This is a genomic window from Micromonospora sp. NPDC001898 (genome assembly GCF_042891255.1).
Classification (GTDB): domain Bacteria; phylum Actinomycetota; class Actinomycetes; order Mycobacteriales; family Micromonosporaceae; genus Micromonospora.
Map to the genome: position 1 here is coordinate 16,677 of NZ_JBIATC010000033.1, position 20,443 is coordinate 37,119.

The following is a 20,443-nucleotide window of genomic DNA, read 5'->3' on the forward strand; positions in this document are numbered from 1 at the left end:
TTTCCGGCGATCTTGGTTAGTAGGTTTCAGCGGCGGGGAAGCGGTCGCTGAAGGTGATGGCGAAGGCGTTCAACGCGGGTTTCCAGCGCATCGTCCATCGGGTTCTGCCGGCGCCGGTGGGGTCCAGGGACCGGGTCACCAGGTACAGACACTTCAACGCGGCCAGCTCGTTCGGGAAGTGGCCCCGGGCCTTCACCGCCCGCCGGTAGCGGGCGTTCAACGATTCGATCGCGTTGGTGGAGCAGATGACGGTGCGGATCTCGGTGTCGTAGTCGAGGAACGGGATGAACTCCGCCCAGGCGTTGTCCCACAGGCGGATCACCGCCGGATACCGGTCGCCCCACTTGTCGGCCAGGTCGTCGAACGCCGCCCTGGCAGCGGTGGCGTTGACAGCGGTGTAGATCGGCTTGACATCCCGCTTCAACTCGTCCCAGTACCGCCGTGAGGTGAGCCGGAAGGTGTTGCGGATCAAATGGATGATGCACGTCTGCACGATCGTGCGGGGCCACACGTTCGTGACGACCTCCGGCAGCCCCTTGAGGCCGTCGCAGACGAGGAAGAACACGTCTTTGACGCCGCGGTTGCGCAGGTCGGTCAGCACGCTCATCCAGAACTTCGCGCCCTCACCGCCGGTGCCGGCCCACAAGCCGAGGATGTCCTTCTCACCGTCGAGGGTGACGCCGATCGCGGCGTAGAACGGCCGGTTCGCGACCTGCCCGTCACGAACCTTGACCACGATCGCGTCGATGAACACCGCCGCGTAGATCTCGTCCAGGGGCCGGTGGGACCAGTCGGTCATCTCCTCGATGACCTTGTCGGTGATCCGCGAGATGGTCTCCTTGCTGACCGAGGCACCGTAGATCTCGGCGAAGTGAGCGCTGATCTCCCCGGTCGTCAAGCCCTTGGCATACAACGACAACACGACCTCGTCGACGCCGGACAGGCGCCGCTGCCGCTTACGCACGATCTGCGGTTCGAAGGTGCCCGCCCGGTCCCGCGGCACGTCGATCTGTACCGGCCCCGACGCGTCGGTCAGCACCGCCTTCGGCCGGGTGCCGTTACGAATGTTGCTCGCGCCGGCGCCCGCCGGGTCGTGCTTCTCGTAGCCGAGGTGCTCGGTCATCTCCTCGTTCAACGCGGTCTCCAGGACCGTCTTGGTCAACTGCTTGAGCAGCCCGTCCGGGCCGGTCAGCGACAGACCCTGTTCCTTGGCCGCCCGGACAAGCTCAACGGCGGCCTTCGCCTCCGCCGACGGCTCAGGCCGCTTCTTCCGTCCGGGCACATCGTTCAGTGTCGCGGTCATCACGGCACCCTCCTCACCAGGCACAACGCCTGGCGGGTCAGGCCGGAAACACCTTTAGCTCCACAGACTCGGCCCTCGCCGGTTCTGGCCAGTCGAGCTGCGGCAGTCGCAGGCGTAGGACCTGCGGCAGGGTGGGGCGAGCGCCCCACCCTGCCGTTGAACTCAGCCGATCTGCAGGGTCACGTCGTCCAGCACGAAGCTGGTCTGCAGGTAGGCGTCCTCGGTGCCGGTGAAGGTCAGCGTGACCGTCTGGCCGGCGTACGCGCCGAGGTTGACGGTGCGCTGCGTGTAGCCCGTGGCAGCGTTCATGTTGGACAGCGACGCCACGGTGGTGCCGTTGGCCTTGATCGTGAACACGTCGTAGGCGAGCGCCCCGTACTCGTTCGTGTCGATGTGCAGCCAGTAGGTCAGCACCGCACTGGTGCAGCCCGACGGGATGGTGACGGTCTGGCTGATGGCCTCGGTCGCGGTGTAGCCGTTGCCGCCGAGCCACGCGTACCGGGTGCCGCTGCGCGGCACCTGCCCGATAGAGGTGCCGATCGCGCCGGTGGAGCCGGTCCACGGCGAGGTGCCCCTCTCGAACCCTCCGTTGACGATCAGCTGGGCGGCGGTACAGCCGCCCGGTCCGCCGGGCACGGTCAGCGTGTACGTGGTGCTGTGCGACACCGACCCCGTGCCGGTGATGGTGATGGTGTAGGTGCCGCCGGCCACCGACGAGCCGACCGCGATGGTGGCGGTCGACGAGCTGCCGGAGGTGACCGACGACGGGCTGAACGAGACCGTTACGCCCGTGGGGGCGCCGCTGGCGGTCAGGGTAACCGTCTGGGCGCTGCCCGAGGTGGTGGCGGTGCCGACGGTGGTCGTGGTGCTGGACCCCGCGTTCACGGTGCCCGACGCGGGGCTGGCCGAGATCGAGAAGTCGTTGGTCGGCGTCGAGGTGCCGACCGCCCGGTTCCACAGCGTGTAGGCGATGCCGTCGGCAGCCCGGTTCAGCGCGGTGGCGTCGATGTTGCTGAGGGTGTCGCACGAGGAGTGGTAGCAGGAGTCGTAGGACTGACCGGCCGTGCCGCCCCACTTCGACGCCTGGGCCGACGTCTTGGTGGCGCTGGCGCCCATCGCGTAACCGGAGGTCGGGATGCCCGCGTTCTGGAACGAGTAGTCGTCGGAACGGCCCTGGCCCTCGACGTTCTCCTCCGGCTGCAGGCTGAGGGAGTCCCAGTACGCCTTCATCGGCTGCGACGCGGTCGAGGTGATGTTGTTGATGAAGTAGCCGCCGTTCTTCGACGCGATCATGTCGAAGTTGTAGTAGGCCTTGATCGCCGTTCGCTGGGTACTGGTCAGCGAGTTGACGTAGAACTTGGAGCCGTTGAGGCCCTGTTCCTCGTCGGTCCACCAGCCGAAGCGGACCTTGTTCAGCATGGTCGGGTTCTGCGCGGCCAGCGCGAGGGCGACCTCGAGCAGCGCCGCCGAGCCGGAGCCGTTGTCGTTGATGCCCGGACCGACCGAGACGCCGTCCAGGTGGGCGCCGAACATGTAGACGTTGCTCGCGTTACCGCCCGGCCACTCGGCGATCAGGTTCGGGCCTGCACCGCTGGTGCAGCCGGAGGTGCAGGGCTGCTCGGTGACGGTGAAGCCGGCGGCCTGCAGCTTGCCCTTGACGTACGCCACCGACTGCAGGTAGCCCTGGCCGGTCGAGCGGCGGGTGCCGCCGTTGTTGGTGGCGATGGTGCTGAGCTGTGTCAGGTGCGCCTGCACGTTGGCGACGTCGATGTCCGGCGCGGTGCCACCGGGGGTGCCGCCGTTGACCGTGAGCGTGTACTGCGCGGTGTGGGTGATCGAACCGGCGCCGGTCACGGTGATGGTGTACGTGCCCGCAGCCGCACTGGACGTGGTCGCCACCGTCATCGTGGAGCTGTTGCCCGACGTCACCGACGTCGGGCTGAACGACACGGTGACCCCCGACGGGGCACCCGAGGAGGTCAGCGACACGGTCTGGGCGCTGCCGGAGACGGTCGCGGTGTTGACCGTCGCGGTGACCGAGGAGCCCGCGTTGACGCTGCCCGAGGTGGGGCTGACCGAGACGGAGAAGTCGGTGCTGGAACCGGTGCAGGTCGGGTCACCGGTCTGGGCCGGGACCGCGACCGCGTTCCACGCGTCCTTGGTCCGATTGAACAGGACGCACGAGGAGTCCAGGTTCTTCGCGGCGGTCAGGGTCGCGGTGCGGTACTTCTTGTGGGTCATGCCGGAGGTCTTCAGCAGCATGCCGCCGTAGAAGATCTTTCCGGCGGACTGGATGCCCACGCCGGTGACCGACGACGGGCCGCCCGAGCAGATGGGGCTGTTCGGCTTGCCGCCGCCCGGCGCGCTGCCCTCGGCGAGCAGGTAGAACCAGTGGTTGAGCGGACCTGCGGCCGCGTGTACCTCCGTGTTCGGGATCGACGAGGAGTAGCAGTTCGGGTGGCCGCCGACCAGCGAGGGGTTGTACATGTTGCGGATCGGGCCGTCGCCGACGATGTCGATCTCCTCACCGACCAGGTAGTCGGGTTCGTCGTAGGCGCTGGACTGGTTGGCGTATGCCTCGGTCAGGGCGCCGAAGATGTCGCCGGTGGCTTCGCCGAGGCCGGCTTCGGAGCTGGTGCCGCCGGGGGTGTTCTGGTCCATGCCGTGGCCGAACTCGTGACCCACCACATCCATCGATGAGATCCAGTTGCCTGCCGAGTTCTTGCCGATCGTGATCGTCGAGCCGTCCCAGTAGGCGTTCTGCTCGTTCAGGCCGACCTTGATCGGCCAGCTGCCACCGTTGCCGTTGTGCCCGTTGCGGCCCAGCCAGGCCGACAGCATGTCCCATTCCTTCTGCGCCGAGTACACCGCGTCGACGCAGCCGGTCTCCTTGCTGGTGCCCACCCCGTTGCCCCAGCTGTCGTCGGCGCCGGAGAAGACGGTGCTGGTGCTGTAGTCCTGGCAGTTCAGGCCGGTGCGCGTGGTGTCGCGCAGGTAGTACGTGCTGCCCGACTGCGACGTGGTGATCGACAGTGGGCTGGGCCCGTTCCACTTGCCGGTGCCGGAACCGGCCGCGGCGTCCTCCTGCTTGGCCAGCACCTGGCCGTTGCGCGCGTCCACGAAGACATGCAGGTGGCTGGGCGCCGAGGCGGTGCGCCCGGCGACGACGACCTCCCACGCGAGTCGCGCGGTGCTGTCCTTGACGTGCACCACGAGGGTGCGCGACTCGACCCGGTCGACCTTGGTGAGCAGGCCCTTGGCGGTCTGCTCGGCGCGGTCGGCGGCGACCGTCGGCACGACGGAGACGTTGATCTTCGTCTTGGTGGCGGCCGAGATCGCCCGGATGGCGCCCCGGGCGTCGGCGAGCACGGCGGCGTCGCCGCCGACCACCGGCAGGCCCCGGTAGGTGCGCTCGTAGGCAATGGAGAACAGGCCGTCCACCCACGGGATCACCATGCGACGGTCGTACTGCTCGAAGGGGCCTTTCGCCAGCGCGTCGTGACCGCCGTCGGCGGCGCGGTCGGCTGCAGAGATCGCCAGCGACAGCGGGCTCTGCGCCACCGTCGGTGTAGGGGGCGGGGTGGCTGCGGTCGACTGGGTGGCCACCCCAGTCACGGTGCCCAGGGTAAGCGCAACCGCGACAGCGGCCGCCACGGCAGTTCTTCGATACATCATAATCCTCCCGCCGAGATGGGTTGAGGGGTGTGGCAGCAGGGCCCGTGTTGATGGGATCTCCGGCAACCGGTGACAGCTCGGCTTTGGCGATGACACTAGGAACGGCGGAGGCTGGCCGAAATCAGGGCAACCCCTTGCTCTGGTGCGCGAAGGCCCGTCGGGCGCACTATGACCCGGTGCCAGATTCCGCGACGGCAGTGAATGCGCATCAGGGGGCCACCGGCACCATGCTGCCGGTGGTACCGGGCGTCGTCCACGGCGCCCGTCGGGTGGTGCTGTTCGGTCCGCCCGGGATCGGCAAGACCGCTGCGGCCGGTGTACTCGGGCAGCAGCTGGGCTTGCCTGTCCTAAAGCTGGCTCCGAGCCCGCAGGACGCCCGGGTCCCCTACACCGGGCTGCTCGAACTCGCACTGGCCCTCCAACCGCTGCCGGCCGCGCGGGAACTCGCGACCGGGATCGACAAGGCCGTTGGAGTGCCGGGCTCTGCCGATCCCGCCGGGACCGCTCTACGGCTGCGCCGGTTGACCGCCACCCTGCTGCTGGACACCCCGCCTCTGACACTGGTGGTGGACAACGCCCAGTGGCTGGATACGGCCAGCGCGGCCGTCTTGCGTTGGGCACTGCGTCTGGCTCCCGACCTTCCCGTCATAGCCGCAGAGCGAACCTGGCGCCCAGGGAGCGAAGGCCACTGGTGCGGCGAGGACCCGTGCGCGGTCCGCATCCCGGCGCTGACACCCGATCAGGTCGCGACCCTGCTGTCGCCGTACCGGCTAACCCCCTACCAGGTCACGCAGGCCCACATCCGCAGTGGAGGGAACCCGGCCCTAGCCCTCGCATTCGCCGGGGCCCGCGGCCTCACCACCGACCTGCCGGCCGCTCAGGGTCTCGTAGACGACCTGGTCCTACCGCCGGCCGCCCGCCGACTGGTGAACGGATGGCTGGGCACTGTGTCGGCCGAAGTTCAGGAACTGTTGACGGTCGCCGCACTCGACGACCAGCCCGACCGCGAACTGCTGAGCCGCCTCGCCGGCCCGCCCGCCGAAAACCTCCTGGCCGAGGCCGAGGCAGCCGGACTGATCAACATCGGGCAGGTCGACGGGAAGATCCGGTTCGCCGCCGCCGCGATCGGCGCCGAACTCGCGGCCCGACCGCCAGTCGCCACACGCAGGCTCCTGCACGCCCGCCTGGCCGAAGCCAGCCGCGACAGCATCCGCCGCGACCGTCACACCACGCTGGCGGCCGACACCAACGACCCGCAGTCGGCCGACCGCGCCGACCGCGCCGCCGCCCGCGCCCGGCTGCGCGGAGAACCCGCACTAGCGGCCGAGCTCTCCCTGCTCGCCGCCGAACGCACCCCGGAAGCCGACGCCGACCTGCTCACCGAACGGGCGCTGACCGCCGTACGCGACGCCGCCCACAACGGCGACCTGCCCCGCGGCCAGGCTGCCGTCCGCCTCGTCCTGAACCACGACAGCAGCCCCGCCAACCGCGTCAACGCCCTCATCGCCCTCATCGACTCAGGCGGACAGCACCTGTACAACGGCGACAAGCTGTTCGCCGACGCACTTCACGAAGCGGCCGAACATCCGGACCTGACCGCGCAGATCCTCGTCCGCCAGGCGATCTGGGCCAACGTCAACGGCGATCCCGACCGGGCATGCGCCCAGGCCGCCCGGGCCGCCAGTCTCGCCCGGAACGCTGGCGACACAGCCACCACCGCCATGGCCCTCACGATGCAGGCACGCATCCAACGCATCCTCGGCCGCCCCCAAGCCGACACCACGCTCGGCCACGCCCTGTCCCTGCCACGCAGCCCTCACATCCCCCTCAACGCCAGACCGGAACAGCTCTCCGCCCGGCACGCCATCTTCGACGACCGTCTGGACGAAGCCCGCAGCGCACTGCTGCCCCTGCTCGTCGAAGCCGAGCGGACCGGAGACGCCGAAGGCACCGTGGATGTCCTGCGCAGCCTCGCCGAAGTTGAGATACGCGCCGGACGGTGCGGACTGGCCCTCAACTACGCCGGCCGCGCCCTGTCGCTTACCGACAGAGCCGCCTTGGACCCCGCACCGGCCTGCTACACCTCCGCCCTAGTCGAGGGCACCGCCTCGTGCACCGACTCCGCCCTCGCTCACGCACGCCGCGGGGCGGACACCTCCCGCCGAGAGGACAACAAGGTCTTCCTCTCCCGAAACCTCTTCGTCCTCGGACATCTTCTCCTGGTCACCGGGCGTCCGAAAGAAGCCCTGGAGGCGCTGGAAGAGGTCCGTGCACTTGAAAAGCACCAGCAGGTCCGCGACCCGTCCATCCTGCGCTGGCACGCCGACCTCGCCCAATCTCTCATCTCCCTCGGCTACCTCGACCAAGCCCGCAAGCTGCTGACCGACACCCGTCGCACCGCGACTGATCTAGGTAGAAGCTGCGTCCTCCCCGCGCTCGACCGCTCCCAGGCACTCCTGGAAGCCACCCTGGGCAACTACGATGCGGCCGCCGACCGCCTCGCCGCCGCAGCCGACCGCCTCCGCCACCTACCCATCGAACGTGGTCGAACCCTGCTGGCCCTCAGTCAAACCGAACGGCGCGGACGCCGACGCGCCAGCGCCCGCACCGCGGCGCAGAGCGCCGCCGACCTCTTCAGCACGCACCAGGCACACCCCTGGATCGAAGCCGCCACCCGCACCCTCCACCAACTGGAGCCCGTCCCCGCGCACGGCAGTACGCTCCCCCGCCTCACCTCCGCCGAACAGCGCTGCGTCGAGCTCGCCGCCAGCGGAGCGAGCAACCGCGACATCGCCACCGCCCTCACCATCAGTGTCAAGACAGTCGAAGCACACCTCACCCGTGTCTACCGGAAGCTCGGCATCCACTCCCGCATCCAACTCGCGCACCTTGCAGCCCTGACGGCAGCGCCGGCAGAAACCCTGCGTCCGGGACTGCACAAATAACGACCCTGTCTCACATTTGGTGACCATCACACCGGAGGTCCCCGACGTGTACTTCCTGTACGTCCGCAGCAGGACTACGGACGGGCTGCCCTCGGACGAGGGCTGGATTCTCCTCTGGGTGCCGCAAGCAGGCTGACGACGAAGGAAACGCCGGGCGGTGGAGCCCGGCGTCCCCTTCTGCCTCTACCGGGTCAGCGACGGCCGACCGTCAGGACCGGCTTGGGTGACCTCGGCGGCGGTCGGGCTGCTGAGCAGAACGTTTCGCCGCCGACTCTGCTGTCCTCGCCGAGAGCGCGGAGCAGCACCCTCTTGCCGATGCCTGCCGGGCCGAGCAGCAAGACGCCACCACGGTCGGCCAGAGCGAAGCGGATGCGGGTCAGCAGCTCCGCGCGCCCAACGAGTTCGGGTCCGGCCAGCCGGTGATCGGATGCAGACACGCGATCGGGACCTCTCCGAGGACATCCAATGCACGCACTTCGACAGCTATGTGGGTTTAGCCGTCTCGCCAGGTTGGGGTGGTTTCGGAGGTGAGGCGTTTGGCGATGTTGTCGACCGTGGCGATGGTGATCATGCTGGCGGAGTTGTTGGGTCGGGCTTCGTAGGCTGCTGTACCTGGAGCGTATGGGCGAGCGCACCAGAGTTCAGGAAACTTGGGACGGGTGGATCTGCGTGCTCCGACCATCTACCGGTGCGCGAAGACGAACCCGCCCTCGACGTTCGGGGCGGGGTGGTGCACCATCTCGGCCTCGACGGTGAAGCCGGCGGCAAGCAGCCAGGCCGCGATCCGCTCAGGCGAGCGGCGGTGTACGTAGACGTTCATCGGGTGGCCGCCGTAGCCCTCCGTCTTGAGCCGGCTGCCCTGGCCGGCGTGGAATCCGAGCAGTATGGTTCCGCCGGGCCGTAGCACCCGGTGGAACTCGGCCAGGACTGCGGGTACGTCGTCGTGTTCTGTCTAGCGCTGCGGCTGCGGTGCCGGGCGACCCGGCAGCGCGTACCCGGTCTCCCGGGCCAGCCGCGTCGCCTGGCCGTCCAGCCGCGCTGCCTCGGCCGTGTCCGCGGACCGCTCCGCGAGCCGGGCGAGGAGATAGGACGCCCGAATCTCAAGCGGCCGATAGCCCGAGCGGGTGGCCAGACCCAACGCCGCCCGCCCGTGTCGCCCGGCGGCCTCCGGGTCGCCCCCGGCCAGCTCGGCGGCGGCGAGGCTGGTCAGGGCCGTCGCCTCGCACCAGCAGAATCGGGTACGCCGGGCAAGTTCGAGGGACCGGCGGTGCTGCTCGGCCGCCTCGCCCGGGTGTCCCAGCGCCAGCAGCACCCGCCCCAGCGCGTCGGCAGCCCACGCCTCGGTGCCCGCGTCGCCGATCTCCCGGGTCAGCGTCACCGCCCGCTCGGCGTCGGCACGGGCCAGCTCGGCGCGATCCGTGTCGCTCCAGAGCACCGCACGGCCGGCCAGGGCGGTCGCCTCACCGTACCGGTAGCCGAGCTCCCGATTGGCGGCGAGCGCGCGGGCGTAGAGATCATCCGCGCCGTCCGGGTCGCCCCGGTCCCGGTGCACGTTGGCCAGGTCGACCAGGAGCACGGCCACGTTGTAGTGCGCCCCGGCCCGCTCCCCGCGCTCCAGTGCGGCCCGGAAGTGGGCGTCCGCCTCCGCGAACGCGCCGAGCTGCCAATGCGAGAACCCGAGGTTGGCCAGGGACATGGCCTCCCCGCCGTCATTGCCCGACCGGCGGTTGAGCGCCAACGACAGGCGGGCGCAGTCGATCGCCGCGTGCGGGTCGCCGAGCCGCTGGTGCACCGCGCTGAGGTTGTTCAGGATCCCGGCCCGTCCCTCCTGCCAGCTGTCCGCGTCGCTGCACCGCAGCCCTTCGAGCAGGTGCTCGCGGGCCTCCTCGTACCGGCCGCTGTTGACCTGCACGAGCGCGATGCTCTGGTGCATCGCGGCCTGGGCGCGGGCGTCACCGTCGGTCTGGGCGGCGGCCAGCGCCACCGTCGCCGCGTTCAGCCACTCCTCCCGACGACCCCGCTGGTGGAAGTAGGCGCGCAGCGCGTCGGTGAGATGCCAGGCGTACCGGCGGGGACCGCACCGGGCGGCCTCTTCGACCGCCGCCGTAAGGTTCGCCCACTCGGCATCCAACCAGGCCAGGGCGGCGTCGGTGTCGGGGAAGGGGTCCGCTGCCACCGGCCGCGGCAGCCGCACGAAATGCGGAATGACCCGGCGGCCCGCCGCGTCGGCCGTGTCCAGGTAGTGGTCGAACAGCCGCCTCCGGGCCACCCTGCGGGCCGCCTCGTCGTCCTCCGCGGTGAGCCGGTCCACGGCGTACCGGCGCAGCAGGTCGTGGAAGCGGTAGCGCTCGCCGGGGTGTCGCTCCAGCAGGTGCGCCGCCGCCAGGGCCCGCAGTCGCCGGGTCGCGGTGGGCACCGGCACGCCGGCGACCGCGCCGGCCGGGCCGGCGGTGATGCTCGCCCCGGGCACCAGGCCGAGGCGGCGGAACAGTTCCCGCTGCGGCCCGGACAACACCCGGTACGACAGGGCGAACGCCTTCGTCACCGCCCCCTCCTCGGCGCCGTCGACGGTCAACCCGGCCAGCCGGTCCCCGTCGGCCAGCTCGCGGACCAGGCCGGCGATGTCCGCCCTGCCGGCCGACTGCACGTTGGCCGCGGCGATGCGCAGGGCCAGTGGCAGGTGGCCGCAGAGCCGAGCCAGCTTCGCTGCCGCCGCCGGGTCGGCCCGCACGGCCGCCGCACCCAGCAGCGTCGCCAGGAGACGTACCGACGCCACCGGGGTGAGTACGTCCAACGGGAGCAGCCGGGCGTCGGCGCGGACCACGAGGTCACCGAGGCGGTGCCGGCTGGTGACGAGCACGGTGCCGCGGGACGGGATGAGCGGCAGCACCTGGTCGGCGTGGCGGGCGTTGTCCAGCACCAGCAGCATGTCCCGACCGGCCAGTAGCGAGCGGAGCAGCGCCGTTCGGCCGTCCAACCCGTCCGGCACCGCCCTCGGGTCGACCCCGAGCGCGGTCAGCAGGTGGGTCAGCGCCGTCTCCACCGGCATCGGCTCCCGGTCGGCGTCGAAGCCACGCAGGTCGAGGTGGAGCTGCCCGTCCGGGAACTCCGCGCGGACCCGGTGGGCCCAGTGCAGCGCCAGGGCGGTCTTGCCCACCCCGGCGGTGCCGCTGATCACCCAGATCCGGGTACGGCCGGCCGGCTCCGCCAACCCGGCGTCGAGCCGTTCCAGCTCGGCGTCCCGTCCGGTGAGGGTCGTGCTGCTGTGCGGCAGCCCGGCGGGGCGGACGAGCGCGGAGCGGTCGTCGCCGCCCGGTCCGGCGACGTCGGCGGGCGGCCCCAGCGTCGGGTCGGCGCGCAGGATCCGCTCCTCAAGGCGGCGCAGCGCCGGGGCCGGGTCGAGGCCGAGTTCGTCGGCGAGCCGATCGCGTACCTGCCGGTAGGTGGCCAGCGCCCGGTCGGCGCCGCCCTCCCGGTACAGGGCCAGCATGAGCTGACCGACCAGCCGCTGGCGTCCGGGTTGCCGGGCCACCGCGTCGGTCAACTCCTCGGCGACCTGCCGGGAACGCCCCCGCCGCAGCAGCACGTCGGCCCGCTCCTCGACCGCCGTCCAGCGGGCCTCGCGCAGGCCGGCGCAGAGCCGGTGCCGCACCTCCTCGTCGGCCACGTCGGCGAGCGGCTCCCCCCGCCACAGCGCCAGCGCCTGGTCGAACAGGGCCACGGCGTCGTCGCCGGCCGCCCGCGCCCGCGCGACCATGTCGGTGAACCGGTGCGCGTCAACCGCCAGCGGGTCGACCCGGAGCAGGTAGCCGGGCGCACGGCCGATCAGTTCCACCGGCACCCCCGCCTGCCGCAACGCGGTGCGCAGCCGGGAGACCAGTGCCTGCACGGTGCCCCGGGCGCTGCGCGGCGGCGCCGGACCCCAGACCAGGTCGATCAGCCGATCCACCGCCACCACCCGGTCCGGCTCCAGCAGCAGCGTCGCGAGAACGAGGCGAGGCTGGCGCCCACCGAGGTCGACTTGGACGCCGTGCGCCCACACCTCGACCGTGCCCAACACCCGGAACTCCACCGCCACCTCCCCACCGGCGAGTATGACGGTCCGCAGTGGACGAGCTGCAAGCCGGTTGCAAGCATCCTGCATCCACGGGTGTGGACCGTGTATCCCGTCCTGATCTGGCGGCCCTTCGGCCGTTCGGTCGGGACGCGCGGCCGGCACCGGCCGCGCCTCACCTCGAAAAGGGAGAACGGCGAGTGGAGAAACTCAGGCGTCCCGGCCTACGCCGGCTGGGCCTGACGGCGGCAGGCGCCGTCGCGGTGGCCGCGCTCGTGGCGGCCGTGGGTGTCGGCCGGGCCGACCCCGGCGTGCGCTACGACACACAGCCCGAGGCGCTTGCCTTCGGCAAGGAGATGTACGACTTCCAGACCGTCGAGCAGATGACCGCCACCTCACACCTGGTGGTCTTCGGCACGGTCACCTCGGTGGAGCCCGGCCGGCTGGCCAGCGCCGACGAGGACCCGGCGGCGGTTGGCGGTGACATCCGGCTGCGGACGGTGACGATCAACCAGTACGAGGTCCTGCACAACCCGAAGAACCTGATCATCCCGCCGTCCATCACCCTCGAGGAGGAGGGCTGGGACGAGGAGGGGCGCGGCTACATCTCCAACAACGTGGCCTGGAGTGCGGTGGGCGACACCGGCTACTTCTTCCTGCGCCGCGCCGTCGGCACCAGCAACCCCTACACCTACCAGCTGGCCAGCTCCGACGGGCGGCCGCTGGTGGTCGACGGCGCGCTGCGGCCCAGCAACGCGGAGAACGAGCTGGCCACGTCGATCACCACGATGGCGCCCTCGTTCCTGAACAACACGGTCGTCGCGGCGAGCGGGCAGGTCGCCGCCGGCACGCTGACCGAGTCGATGCCGACCGCGGAGCTGCCGCAGCCTCCGGAGGAGAGTGGGGAATGAAGCGCACGACGATCGTCCTCGGTACCACGCTGATCGCCGTGGTGGCGTTGGCGCCACCGGCCATGGCCGGGCACGGCGGCAAGGCCAACAGCGGCAAGCCGGACAACAAGGAACAGGCGGTGGAGTCGAACTCGCTGACGAGCGCCGGCAAGGCGGCGGTCTCGCACGGCCGGGCTCAGCTCGACCGCTCGCAGATCAACACCTCGACCGGCGGCGGGGACATCCACGTCTACGACAAGTCGTACTCCAGTTCTTGGTACGGGCAGACGACCTGCACCGACACCAACTGGTGGAACGGGCTGTGCGACCAGTACGACGTCAAATTCAACACCCGGACGATGAGCGGCAAGTCCACGGGCTACTGGCAGAGCCTCGGCTGTCACGAACTCGGGCACACCGGCTCGCTGGGCCACCGCTCGAAGAGCGCCGACACGGACAACAACTCGTGTATGCGCAGCGAGATCTGGCCCAAGAACTTCGACAGCCATGACATCACCGCGATCAATGACAACGTCTGATCGTCGTCTGCTGTTCTCCGGTGCGGCGGTGGTCGCGGTGGCCGCCGCCGCGCTGGGCGGGTGGTGGCTGTCTCGGCCGGATCTGCCCTCGGACTGGTCGGGCCGGAGCCAGTTCTGCGCCGAGGCGCAGACCTTCGCTCTGGTCAACCAGAGCGAGCTCACCAGTGAGCAGCGGGTCGAGGCGATGGCCGCCCTGATCCGCTCCGCACCACGGGAGCTCACCCCGGACCTGGAGCGGCTCGCCGGTGCACTGGGGGGACCCGAGCCCACCACCCCGCACGACCACGGCCCGACCGGATCGAGCCCGGAGGCGGCCGGTCACGACGCCGGCACGGCCGCGCACGAGCACGACGACGCGTCCGCTGCGGAGGCGGCCGTGCCGAACGGCACGGCGGTGAAGGCGAGCGGACGCCGCGCGGGGGAGTTCATCGAACGCACCTGCGGGGTCAACCTGCCCAACATCCGCACCTGAGCTGCGGACTGCGCGGGTGTGACGTCGTCAGACGGTTCGCCATCGGGGGGTGTCCCTATGGGTTTGGTCAAGCGGTGATCGGTGTTGTTGGGCGGGGTTGGTAGGGGATCTTGTCGCGGAGCATGGCGTGGAGGACGTCGCAGCGGCGTCGGGCGAGGCAGATGAGGGCGGCGTTGTGGCGTTTGCCTTCGCCGCGTTTGCCGTCGTAGTAGGCGCGGCTGGTAAGCGGCCGGCCCGGGCCACGCGTCCGGGCCGGTCGGGCCGTCAACCGTCGCGGCTTGTCGCCGCAGGTCAGCGGCCTACGTCGGCGTGGAGCGCTTCGCGGCGGTTCGGCCGTCCAAGCCAGTCGTCGATCTTCACGTACAGTGCGGTCAGAAGGGTGTTGAGGTCTGTCGTCACAAACGAATCTTCAACACCCTTCGCCTATACCGCAGCCCCGGGGGTCGTTAGGACTTACTCGTCTAGGGAATCGAACCCCTAGCCTTTTGATCCGTGGGCCTTCCACTGGTCGATGAGGGCCGGCAGTTCCCGCCACAGGTAGTCGTAGAAGTCCCGCATCTCACCGAGACGGCGGCCAGCGACGCTGTCTTCGCCGGTGGCCGCGATGCCCTGCTCAGCAGCCTCTCGCATCACCCTCACCAGCTGGTTCTGCTCCGACATCAGCGTCGCCCAGGCGCCTTCGCGGAAGCGGAAGTGTTCCCGGCGGCTGCCAGGGGCGGGCACCTTCTCGATCAGTCCGACCGAGGTGAGTGACTTCAGCGCCGTGGAGACGCTACCCGAGCTGATGATGAGCAACTCGGTGATCTCGCCCGCGGTCAGCGTGTCCTGCTCGGTGAAGAGCAGTGCCGCCAAGACCCGCGCGGTCATCCGCTGCATCCCCCCTTGAGTCAGGGCCAGGGCAAGGTGCTCCGCCGGATCGCTCAACGCTGACACCCCGGTCCTCCTGTCGCAAATCTTGACGAAATCCTAACAGCTCCGATCCTTCAGAGATCTCTGAAGACTCGATAATGTCACCGTCATGGAAGACGTGATTCAGCTGGAAAAGCTGACCAAGACGTACGGGACCCGCCGAGGACTGGTCGAGCTGGACCTGGCGGTGGCCGAGGGTGAGGTGTTCGGCTACCTCGGCCCGAACGGCGCCGGGAAGTCCACCACCATCCGGCTGCTGCTGGACTTCATCCGCCCCACGAGCGGCCGCGCCCGGCTGTTCGGCCGTGACCCGCGCAAGGACGCTGTCGCACTGCATCGCCGGATCGGTCACCTCGCCGGCGAATTCGTGGTCGACCCCCGTCAGCGGGTCGGCGAGTGCCTGTCGTTCCTGGCCGACCTGCGCGGCGGCGTGCCCCGGACGCGGATCGAGGAAGTGGCCGCCCGTCTCGATCTCGACCTGTCCGTCCGGATCAGGGCGCTGTCCAAGGGCAACCGGCAGAAGGTCGGCCTGGTCCAGGCGTTCATGCACCGACCCGACCTGCTGATCCTCGACGAGCCGACCTCCGGGCTCGACCCGCTCGTCCAACAGACCTTCCTCGACCTGGTTCGCGAGGCCAGGGCCGCCGGACAGACCGTCTTCATGTCGTCGCACATCATGACCGAGGTCGAAGCCGTCGCCGACCGGGTCGGAATCATCCGCGAGGGCCGGCTCGTCGCCCTCGACACCGTCGCCCGGCTCCGCGACCACGCCCAACACCGGTTCGAGATCACCTTCACCGGCCCGATCGACCAGGCCGCCCTCGCCACGCTCCCCGGCATCTCGGACCTGACCATCGACGGCCCGACCGCCCGTTTCGCCCTGGCCACCGACCCGAACGAGCTGATCACCATCCTCGCCCGACACCGGGTCGCCGGCCTGCGGGCCAGCGAACCCGACCTCGAGGAACTCTTCTTCACCTACTACCGGACCACCGAGGTCGCCAAGGAGACCAGCCGTGCCTGACGTCCTGACCAAGACCCTCTGGGACTCCCACCGCAGCCTCACCGGCTTCACCGTCGGCACCGCACTGGTCGGCACCATGTACGCCGGCTTCTACCCCCAGGTCGCCGACGGGGCCATGGGCCAGGCCGTCGAGGGCTTCTCCCCCGCCCTGCGCGAAGCCCTCAACATGGACGACATCGCCAGCGCCGCCGGCTACCTGGGCTCCAGCGTCTTCGGCATCATCGTGCCCCTGATCGCCGTCATCTACGGCATCGCCACCGGCACCCGGGCCATCGCCGGCGACGAGGAGGCCGGCTACCTCGACCTGCTCCTCGCCCACCCGATCAGCAGGACACGGCTGCTACTGCACCGCTGCGCCGTCCTCGCGATCGGCTCCTGCACCCTCGCCGGCCTCGTCCTGCTCGCCATGCTCGCCGTCCGTCCCAGCGCCCAACTCGACACCATCAGCATCGGCCAGTTCGCCGCCCAGTCCGTGGCACTGGCACTGCTGTGCACCCTCTTCGGCGCCATCGCGATCACCATCGGCGCCGCCACCGGCAGCCGCGCCGCGGCACTCGCCGGCAGCACCGTCGTCGGCGTTCTCGCCTACGCCACCAACACCTTCGCCACCCAACTCGGCGCCGACGGCCTCCGCCACCTCTCCCCGTTCCACTACTACATCGGCAACGAGCCGTTACGTAACGGCTTCCAATGGGCCGACCTCGGCATCCTCGCCGCAACCATCGGCGTACTCGTTGCCATCGCCACCTTCGCCTTCAACCGTCGCGACCTGACCAGCTGAACCGCCAGCCCGTCTCCACCGACCGATCCCCCGACGGGACGGTCGGAGTCCCGGCACGTGGCCCAGGTGCCGACCCGCCCACCTTCAGCCGGTCGGGTCGGCGCCGCCATCAGCCAGAGGCCAGGTTCCGGCTGCTCGCCGCAGAGAGTTCGTCGTTCCAAGTCGGCGACGTCTTAAGTCGCCTCCTTTGAAGGAGCCGTATAGGAACGCGCGGCGCGCCAACCACCCCCTGCTCGGCTACACCACCGCCAATAACAGCGCACCTGCCTCGTCGATAAGCACAACAGCGACGCCGACACCTACGAGGCGGACGACCCGCGTCTACCTGACACACGCTTCCTAACGGTGGCTTCCGGGCGTACGCTCCGCTGAGGAGCGCCGGGAAGTCTGGTCGGCAGTGGTCATGTCGCGTCGACCGAAGAGGGCTCCCATGGATGCGTTCGCTGTTCACACCGAAAATCTCACCAAACGCTACGGGCGACTCCTCGCGCTCGACGCGCTCGACCTCGCCGTGCCCACCGGGTCGGTGTTCGGGTTCCTCGGCCCAAACGGTGCCGGCAAGTCCACCACCATCCGCCTGCTGCTCGGCATGGCCCGACCGACCGCGGGACACGCCCGGATATTCGACACCGACGCCCAGGACGTACGCGGTCGTTGGCGTACGTGCCCGCCGACGTGGCGCTGTGGCCGCAACTGACCGGCGCCGAGACCCTGGAGTTGCTGGCTCGCACCGGTCCCGGTGTCGATCGGGGCTACCGCGACGAGTTGGTCGAGCGGTTCGCGCTGGACGTGTCGAAATCCGGCCGGACTTACTCGACCGGGAACCGGCAGAAGGTGGCCCTGGTGGCGGCCTTCGCCACCCGCGCTCCCCTGCTGGTTTTCGACGAGCCGACCAGTGGCCTGGACCCGTTGATGGAACGGGAGTTCCAGCGGGCGGTGGCGCAGGCCTGCGAGCGGGGACAGACGGTGTTCCTCAGCTCCCACCAGCTCGCCGAGGTCGAAGCTGTGTGCGACCGGGTCGCGATCCTACGCGCCGGCAAGCTCGTGGAAATCGCCGACGTCGCGGACCTCCGACGACTGCATCGCGGCCAGGTCGAGGTCACCTTCGCCGGCACGGCACCCCGGCTGGACGATGTGCCCGGTGTCGAGGCGGTGGAACGGGTCGGGCCCGCCCGGCTACGGTTCACTTTCACCGGCTCGCCCGCGCCGGCCCTGCGGGCGCTGGCCACGGCGGACGTGACCGCGCTGACGATCCATGAACGGACCCTTGAGGAGATCTTCCTCGACTACTACAACGAGGTGTCCCGATGACCGCCGTCAACGCGCGCGCACCGCAGGCCACCCAGGCAGCGAGGGATGCCGGCGCGAGGAACGCGGTGACCTGGCTGGCTGTCCGCCAGGTGCGGCGCGGGGCGCTCATCGTCATCATCCTCGTGGGCGGCATGTCGGCGATGGTCGCCACCACCTATGCCAGCACCGTCGGCGACGCCATGGACGCCGCCGCCCTCGCCGCGCTGGCCGAGAACCCGGCGATCCGTACCCTGTTCGGGCAGCCGGTCGCCCTCGACTCCGCGGGCGGCTTCACCGTGTGGCGCACCGGCACCATCCTCGCCGTCCTGGTCGGGGTCTAGGCGCTGCTCACCGCCACCCGGATCACCCGCGGCGCCGAAGACGCCGGCCACTGGGACCTGCTGCTGGCCGGCAAGGTCCCGCTGTCCACCGTCGTGATGCGCCAAGCCACCGTGATCGTCACCGCCGCGCTGCTCGTCGGGGTCGCCACCGCGACCGCCCTCACCGCCGCCGGCACCCCACCGGCTGGTGCCGTGCTGCACGGCGCCGGTGTCGCGCTGGTCGGCGTGTTCTTCGCCGCCGCCGGAACCCTCGCGGCACAGGTCTTCCCGAGCCGCGCCGCCGCGAGCGGCGCCACCGTCGCACTGCTCGGCGCCGGACTGCTGTCGATGGCCACGGTGCGCAGGCCCCGATAGAACACGCCGGGCTGGCCGGGCAGGCCGACGACACCGGCCAGGTCTCTCAACCAACGTCAGCGGACTGCATGTCCGACTCGGCCGCGAGGATTCCTCGTAGAAAAGTCGGCGTGTCGGACAACCCGCGTGACGATCTCGAGGATCCCCTGACTCGATGGCTCAACTGGCAGCCGCAGCCCGACCCGCACCCGCCTACCCAACGGCGGCGTGGTCTTCGGTTTGCGTTCTACGGTCGGATGTCGACCGTCGAGCACCAGGACCGGGTGACCTCTCGGCACTGGCAGCGGGACTGCGCCACCGAGCTCGTCGCCGGTTACGGGGTGATCGTTGCCGAGTACTTCGACGTCGGCTGCTCCCGCCGCCGAAGTTGGCGGCAGCGACCGCAGGCCGCCGCGCTGCTGGCCGCGCTCGACGACCCAGATCGCGGGTTCAACGCCATCGTGGTCGGCGAGTACGAGCGGGCGTTCTCCGCCAACCAACTGCGGCACTTGGCGCCCGTGCTCGAACATCACGATGTTCAGCTGTGGCTGCCCGAGACAGACGGGCCGGTCGATCTCCACAACCCGACCCATCAGGCGCTGATCATGATGCTGGGCGCCCAGTCGAAACGTGAGGTGCAGCGCGCCCGGTTCCGGGTCGTCACGGCGATGCGGGCCCAAGCGCGGGAGCAGGGACGGTATCTCGGAGGCCGGCCGCCCTACGGCTACCGACTCGTGGACGCCGGCCCTCATCCGAATGCCGCGCACGCGCGCTGGGGTCGCCGGCTTCAGCGCCTCGAACCGGATCCGGCCACGGCCGGACACGTACGGTGGATGTTCGCCCAACGCCTGGATGGCCAGAGCCTCGCCAGCATCGCGCGCGCACTCAACGACGCCGGCATACCGTGCCCGTCGGGCATCGATCCCCACCGCAATCCACACCCAGTGGCGACCGGTGGACCCTGCGAACGGTCGCGGCGATACTCGCCAACCCTCGCTACACCGGCCGGCAGGTCTGGAACCGGCAACCCGCGCACACCGACACCGACACCGACACCGACACCAGCCGCCCGGAGCGAGAACCCATCCGACGGAACCCGACCGCGGACTGGGTGGTCTCCAAGCAACGGCCCACACCGCGTTGGTCAGCGAACAGGACTTCGTCGCCACCCAGGCCGTCCGCTCCCACCGAAGCGCCCACGACGGCACCACCCGCCGCTACCTGTTCACCGGACTACTGCGCTGCGGGCCATGTGGCCGAAAAATGGAATCTCACTGGATCAATCAACGCCCCGGCTACCGATGCCGCCACGGCCACACCAGCACCCAACAGCCCACCAACCGCCGGCGCAAGATCCTCTACCTCCGGTAAGACCACATCATCGCAAGGCTCGCCGACCATCCCAGCCTCGCCAGCGGCATCCCGACTCCGCGCGACCTGGTCGCGCTTTTGCACAGGAGGAAGATCACCATCGTCTGCGACCAGGAACACTGCACACCGACCATAAAATCATCCGCGCAGGTCAACCTGCGCGGACCATGATCGATATGTGGTAATGATGTGTCCGAGGGGGGACTTGAACCCCCACGCCCTTTACGGGCACTAGCACCTCAAGCTAGCGCGTCTGCCATTCCGCCACCCGGACCTACTCGTTCAGCCTACCCTGTCGGCCTGGGCGGATTCACCGCCCGTTGGCCGACCCGGAGGGCCGCACGGGGCATTACTGTACACGGCGGCGATGGATCATGCACATCACCTTCCTGCCAGCCCGTTTGCCCAGTTCAGGGGGCTTACAACTCCTAACTCTTTGAGTGTTGGAGTCGGCGCCAGCAGATGATGGCGCAGGCGAGGGTGAGGAAGGCTTCGTGGATGTCGTCGCGGATCTCC

General features: G+C 69.9%; 15 protein-coding genes, 1 tRNA gene and 4 pseudogenes. 13 read left to right on the forward strand and 7 right to left on the reverse strand.

The window, feature by feature from the left end; translation table 11 throughout:
- Positions 1-16: 16 nt before the first annotated feature.
- Together ACFYZF_RS29755 and ACFYZF_RS29760 are read right to left on the reverse strand one after the other, a co-directional pair.
- Positions 17-1,303 (reverse strand): IS256 family transposase, encoded by a 1,287-nt coding sequence (locus ACFYZF_RS29755; protein WP_387026372.1) that lies wholly within the window; start codon positions 1,301-1,303, stop codon positions 17-19.
- A gap of 162 nt (positions 1,304-1,465) precedes the next feature.
- The gene (locus ACFYZF_RS29760) at positions 1,466-4,918 is read right to left on the reverse strand and encodes a M28 family peptidase (RefSeq protein ID WP_387026374.1); all 3,453 of its coding nucleotides are present in this window, start codon (positions 4,916-4,918) and stop codon (positions 1,466-1,468) included.
- A gap of 236 nt (positions 4,919-5,154) precedes the next feature.
- Here ACFYZF_RS29760 and ACFYZF_RS29765 point away from each other — a divergent pair, with 236 nt between their 5' ends.
- Positions 5,155-7,923 (forward strand): LuxR C-terminal-related transcriptional regulator, encoded by a 2,769-nt coding sequence (locus ACFYZF_RS29765; RefSeq protein ID WP_387026376.1) that lies wholly within the window; start codon positions 5,155-5,157, stop codon positions 7,921-7,923.
- A gap of 682 nt (positions 7,924-8,605) precedes the next feature.
- Here ACFYZF_RS29765 and ACFYZF_RS29770 read toward each other — a convergent pair.
- Together ACFYZF_RS29770 and ACFYZF_RS29775 are read right to left on the reverse strand one after the other, a co-directional pair.
- Positions 8,606-8,830, reverse strand: a complete 225-nt coding sequence (locus ACFYZF_RS29770; RefSeq protein WP_387026378.1) for a hypothetical protein — start codon at positions 8,828-8,830, stop codon at positions 8,606-8,608.
- 45 nt (positions 8,831-8,875) lie between these two features.
- Positions 8,876-11,995: a BTAD domain-containing putative transcriptional regulator gene (locus ACFYZF_RS29775; protein WP_387026380.1), complete on the reverse strand. Its 3,120-nt coding sequence runs from the start codon at positions 11,993-11,995 to the stop codon at positions 8,876-8,878.
- Between the two features lie 182 nt (positions 11,996-12,177).
- Here ACFYZF_RS29775 and ACFYZF_RS29780 point away from each other — a divergent pair, with 182 nt between their 5' ends.
- The 3 genes from ACFYZF_RS29780 to ACFYZF_RS29790 are packed head-to-tail and all read left to right on the forward strand — an operon-like array spanning position 12,178 to position 13,878.
- Positions 12,178-12,888: a hypothetical protein gene (locus ACFYZF_RS29780; protein ID WP_387026382.1), complete on the forward strand. Its 711-nt coding sequence runs from the start codon at positions 12,178-12,180 to the stop codon at positions 12,886-12,888.
- A complete protein-coding gene (locus ACFYZF_RS29785) occupies positions 12,885-13,406 on the forward strand; it encodes a hypothetical protein (RefSeq protein ID WP_091630141.1) in 522 nt (173 codons plus the stop codon). Before ACFYZF_RS29780 ends, ACFYZF_RS29785 begins: the two co-directional genes overlap by 4 nt.
- Positions 13,393-13,878 carry a hypothetical protein gene (locus ACFYZF_RS29790; RefSeq protein WP_350888217.1) on the forward strand — a complete coding sequence of 162 codons (486 nt, stop codon included), beginning with the start codon at positions 13,393-13,395 and terminating at the stop codon, positions 13,876-13,878. The genes ACFYZF_RS29785 and ACFYZF_RS29790 overlap by 14 nt, the downstream gene beginning before the upstream one ends.
- A gap of 67 nt (positions 13,879-13,945) precedes the next feature.
- Here ACFYZF_RS29790 and ACFYZF_RS29795 read toward each other — a convergent pair.
- Positions 13,946-14,101, reverse strand: a pseudogene (locus ACFYZF_RS29795) (IS110 family transposase); the annotation flags it as partial.
- Positions 14,102-14,355: 254 nt separating this feature from the next.
- Positions 14,356-14,811, reverse strand: coding sequence for a GbsR/MarR family transcriptional regulator (locus ACFYZF_RS29800; RefSeq protein ID WP_387026385.1), 456 nt, complete (start codon positions 14,809-14,811; stop codon positions 14,356-14,358).
- Positions 14,812-14,896: 85 nt separating this feature from the next.
- Here ACFYZF_RS29800 and ACFYZF_RS29805 point away from each other — a divergent pair, with 85 nt between their 5' ends.
- The 9 genes and pseudogenes from ACFYZF_RS29805 to ACFYZF_RS29845 all read left to right on the forward strand — a co-directional run bounded on the left by ACFYZF_RS29805 (position 14,897) and on the right by ACFYZF_RS29845 (position 19,927).
- Positions 14,897-15,811 carry an ABC transporter ATP-binding protein gene (locus ACFYZF_RS29805; RefSeq protein WP_387026387.1) on the forward strand — a complete coding sequence of 305 codons (915 nt, stop codon included), beginning with the start codon at positions 14,897-14,899 and terminating at the stop codon, positions 15,809-15,811.
- Positions 15,804-16,592, forward strand: a complete 789-nt coding sequence (locus ACFYZF_RS29810; RefSeq protein ID WP_387026389.1) for an ABC transporter permease subunit — start codon at positions 15,804-15,806, stop codon at positions 16,590-16,592. Before ACFYZF_RS29805 ends, ACFYZF_RS29810 begins: the two co-directional genes overlap by 8 nt.
- A gap of 430 nt (positions 16,593-17,022) precedes the next feature.
- Positions 17,023-17,429: pseudogene (locus ACFYZF_RS29815) on the forward strand (ATP-binding cassette domain-containing protein); the annotation flags it as partial.
- 6 nt (positions 17,430-17,435) lie between these two features.
- Positions 17,436-17,903: a hypothetical protein gene (locus ACFYZF_RS29820; protein WP_387026395.1), complete on the forward strand. Its 468-nt coding sequence runs from the start codon at positions 17,436-17,438 to the stop codon at positions 17,901-17,903.
- The gene (locus ACFYZF_RS29825) at positions 17,900-18,223 is read left to right on the forward strand and encodes a hypothetical protein (protein WP_387026391.1); all 324 of its coding nucleotides are present in this window, start codon (positions 17,900-17,902) and stop codon (positions 18,221-18,223) included. The genes ACFYZF_RS29820 and ACFYZF_RS29825 overlap by 4 nt, the downstream gene beginning before the upstream one ends.
- A gap of 96 nt (positions 18,224-18,319) precedes the next feature.
- Positions 18,320-18,577, forward strand: coding sequence for a hypothetical protein (locus ACFYZF_RS29830; RefSeq protein WP_387026393.1), 258 nt, complete (start codon positions 18,320-18,322; stop codon positions 18,575-18,577).
- A 236-nt stretch (positions 18,578-18,813) separates the two neighbouring features.
- A pseudogene (locus ACFYZF_RS29835) lies at positions 18,814-19,194 on the forward strand (recombinase); the annotation flags it as partial.
- Positions 19,195-19,460: 266 nt separating this feature from the next.
- A pseudogene (locus tag ACFYZF_RS29840) lies at positions 19,461-19,613 on the forward strand (recombinase family protein); the annotation flags it as partial.
- Positions 19,614-19,819: 206 nt separating this feature from the next.
- Positions 19,820-19,927 carry a hypothetical protein gene (locus tag ACFYZF_RS29845; protein ID WP_387026397.1) on the forward strand — a complete coding sequence of 36 codons (108 nt, stop codon included), beginning with the start codon at positions 19,820-19,822 and terminating at the stop codon, positions 19,925-19,927.
- A 190-nt stretch (positions 19,928-20,117) separates the two neighbouring features.
- Here the strand turns inward: ACFYZF_RS29845 and ACFYZF_RS29850 are convergent.
- Positions 20,118-20,201 (reverse strand) — tRNA-Leu (locus tag ACFYZF_RS29850).
- Positions 20,202-20,443: the final 242 nt, after the last annotated feature.

Coding starts and splice junctions, on each gene's coding strand:
- ACFYZF_RS29825 (WP_387026391.1), top strand. CDS start 17,900: ATGACCGCCGTCAACGCGCGCGCACCGCAGGCCACCCAGGCAGCGAGG.
- ACFYZF_RS29790 (WP_350888217.1), top strand. CDS start 13,393: ATGACAACGTCTGATCGTCGTCTGCTGTTCTCCGGTGCGGCGGTGGTC.
- ACFYZF_RS29830 (WP_387026393.1), top strand. CDS start 18,320: ATGCGCCAAGCCACCGTGATCGTCACCGCCGCGCTGCTCGTCGGGGTC.
- ACFYZF_RS29755 (WP_387026372.1), bottom strand. CDS start 1,303: ATGACCGCGACACTGAACGATGTGCCCGGACGGAAGAAGCGGCCTGAG.
- ACFYZF_RS29845 (WP_387026397.1), top strand. CDS start 19,820: ATGGAATCTCACTGGATCAATCAACGCCCCGGCTACCGATGCCGCCAC.
- ACFYZF_RS29805 (WP_387026387.1), top strand. CDS start 14,897: ATGGAAGACGTGATTCAGCTGGAAAAGCTGACCAAGACGTACGGGACC.
- ACFYZF_RS29785 (WP_091630141.1), top strand. CDS start 12,885: ATGAAGCGCACGACGATCGTCCTCGGTACCACGCTGATCGCCGTGGTG.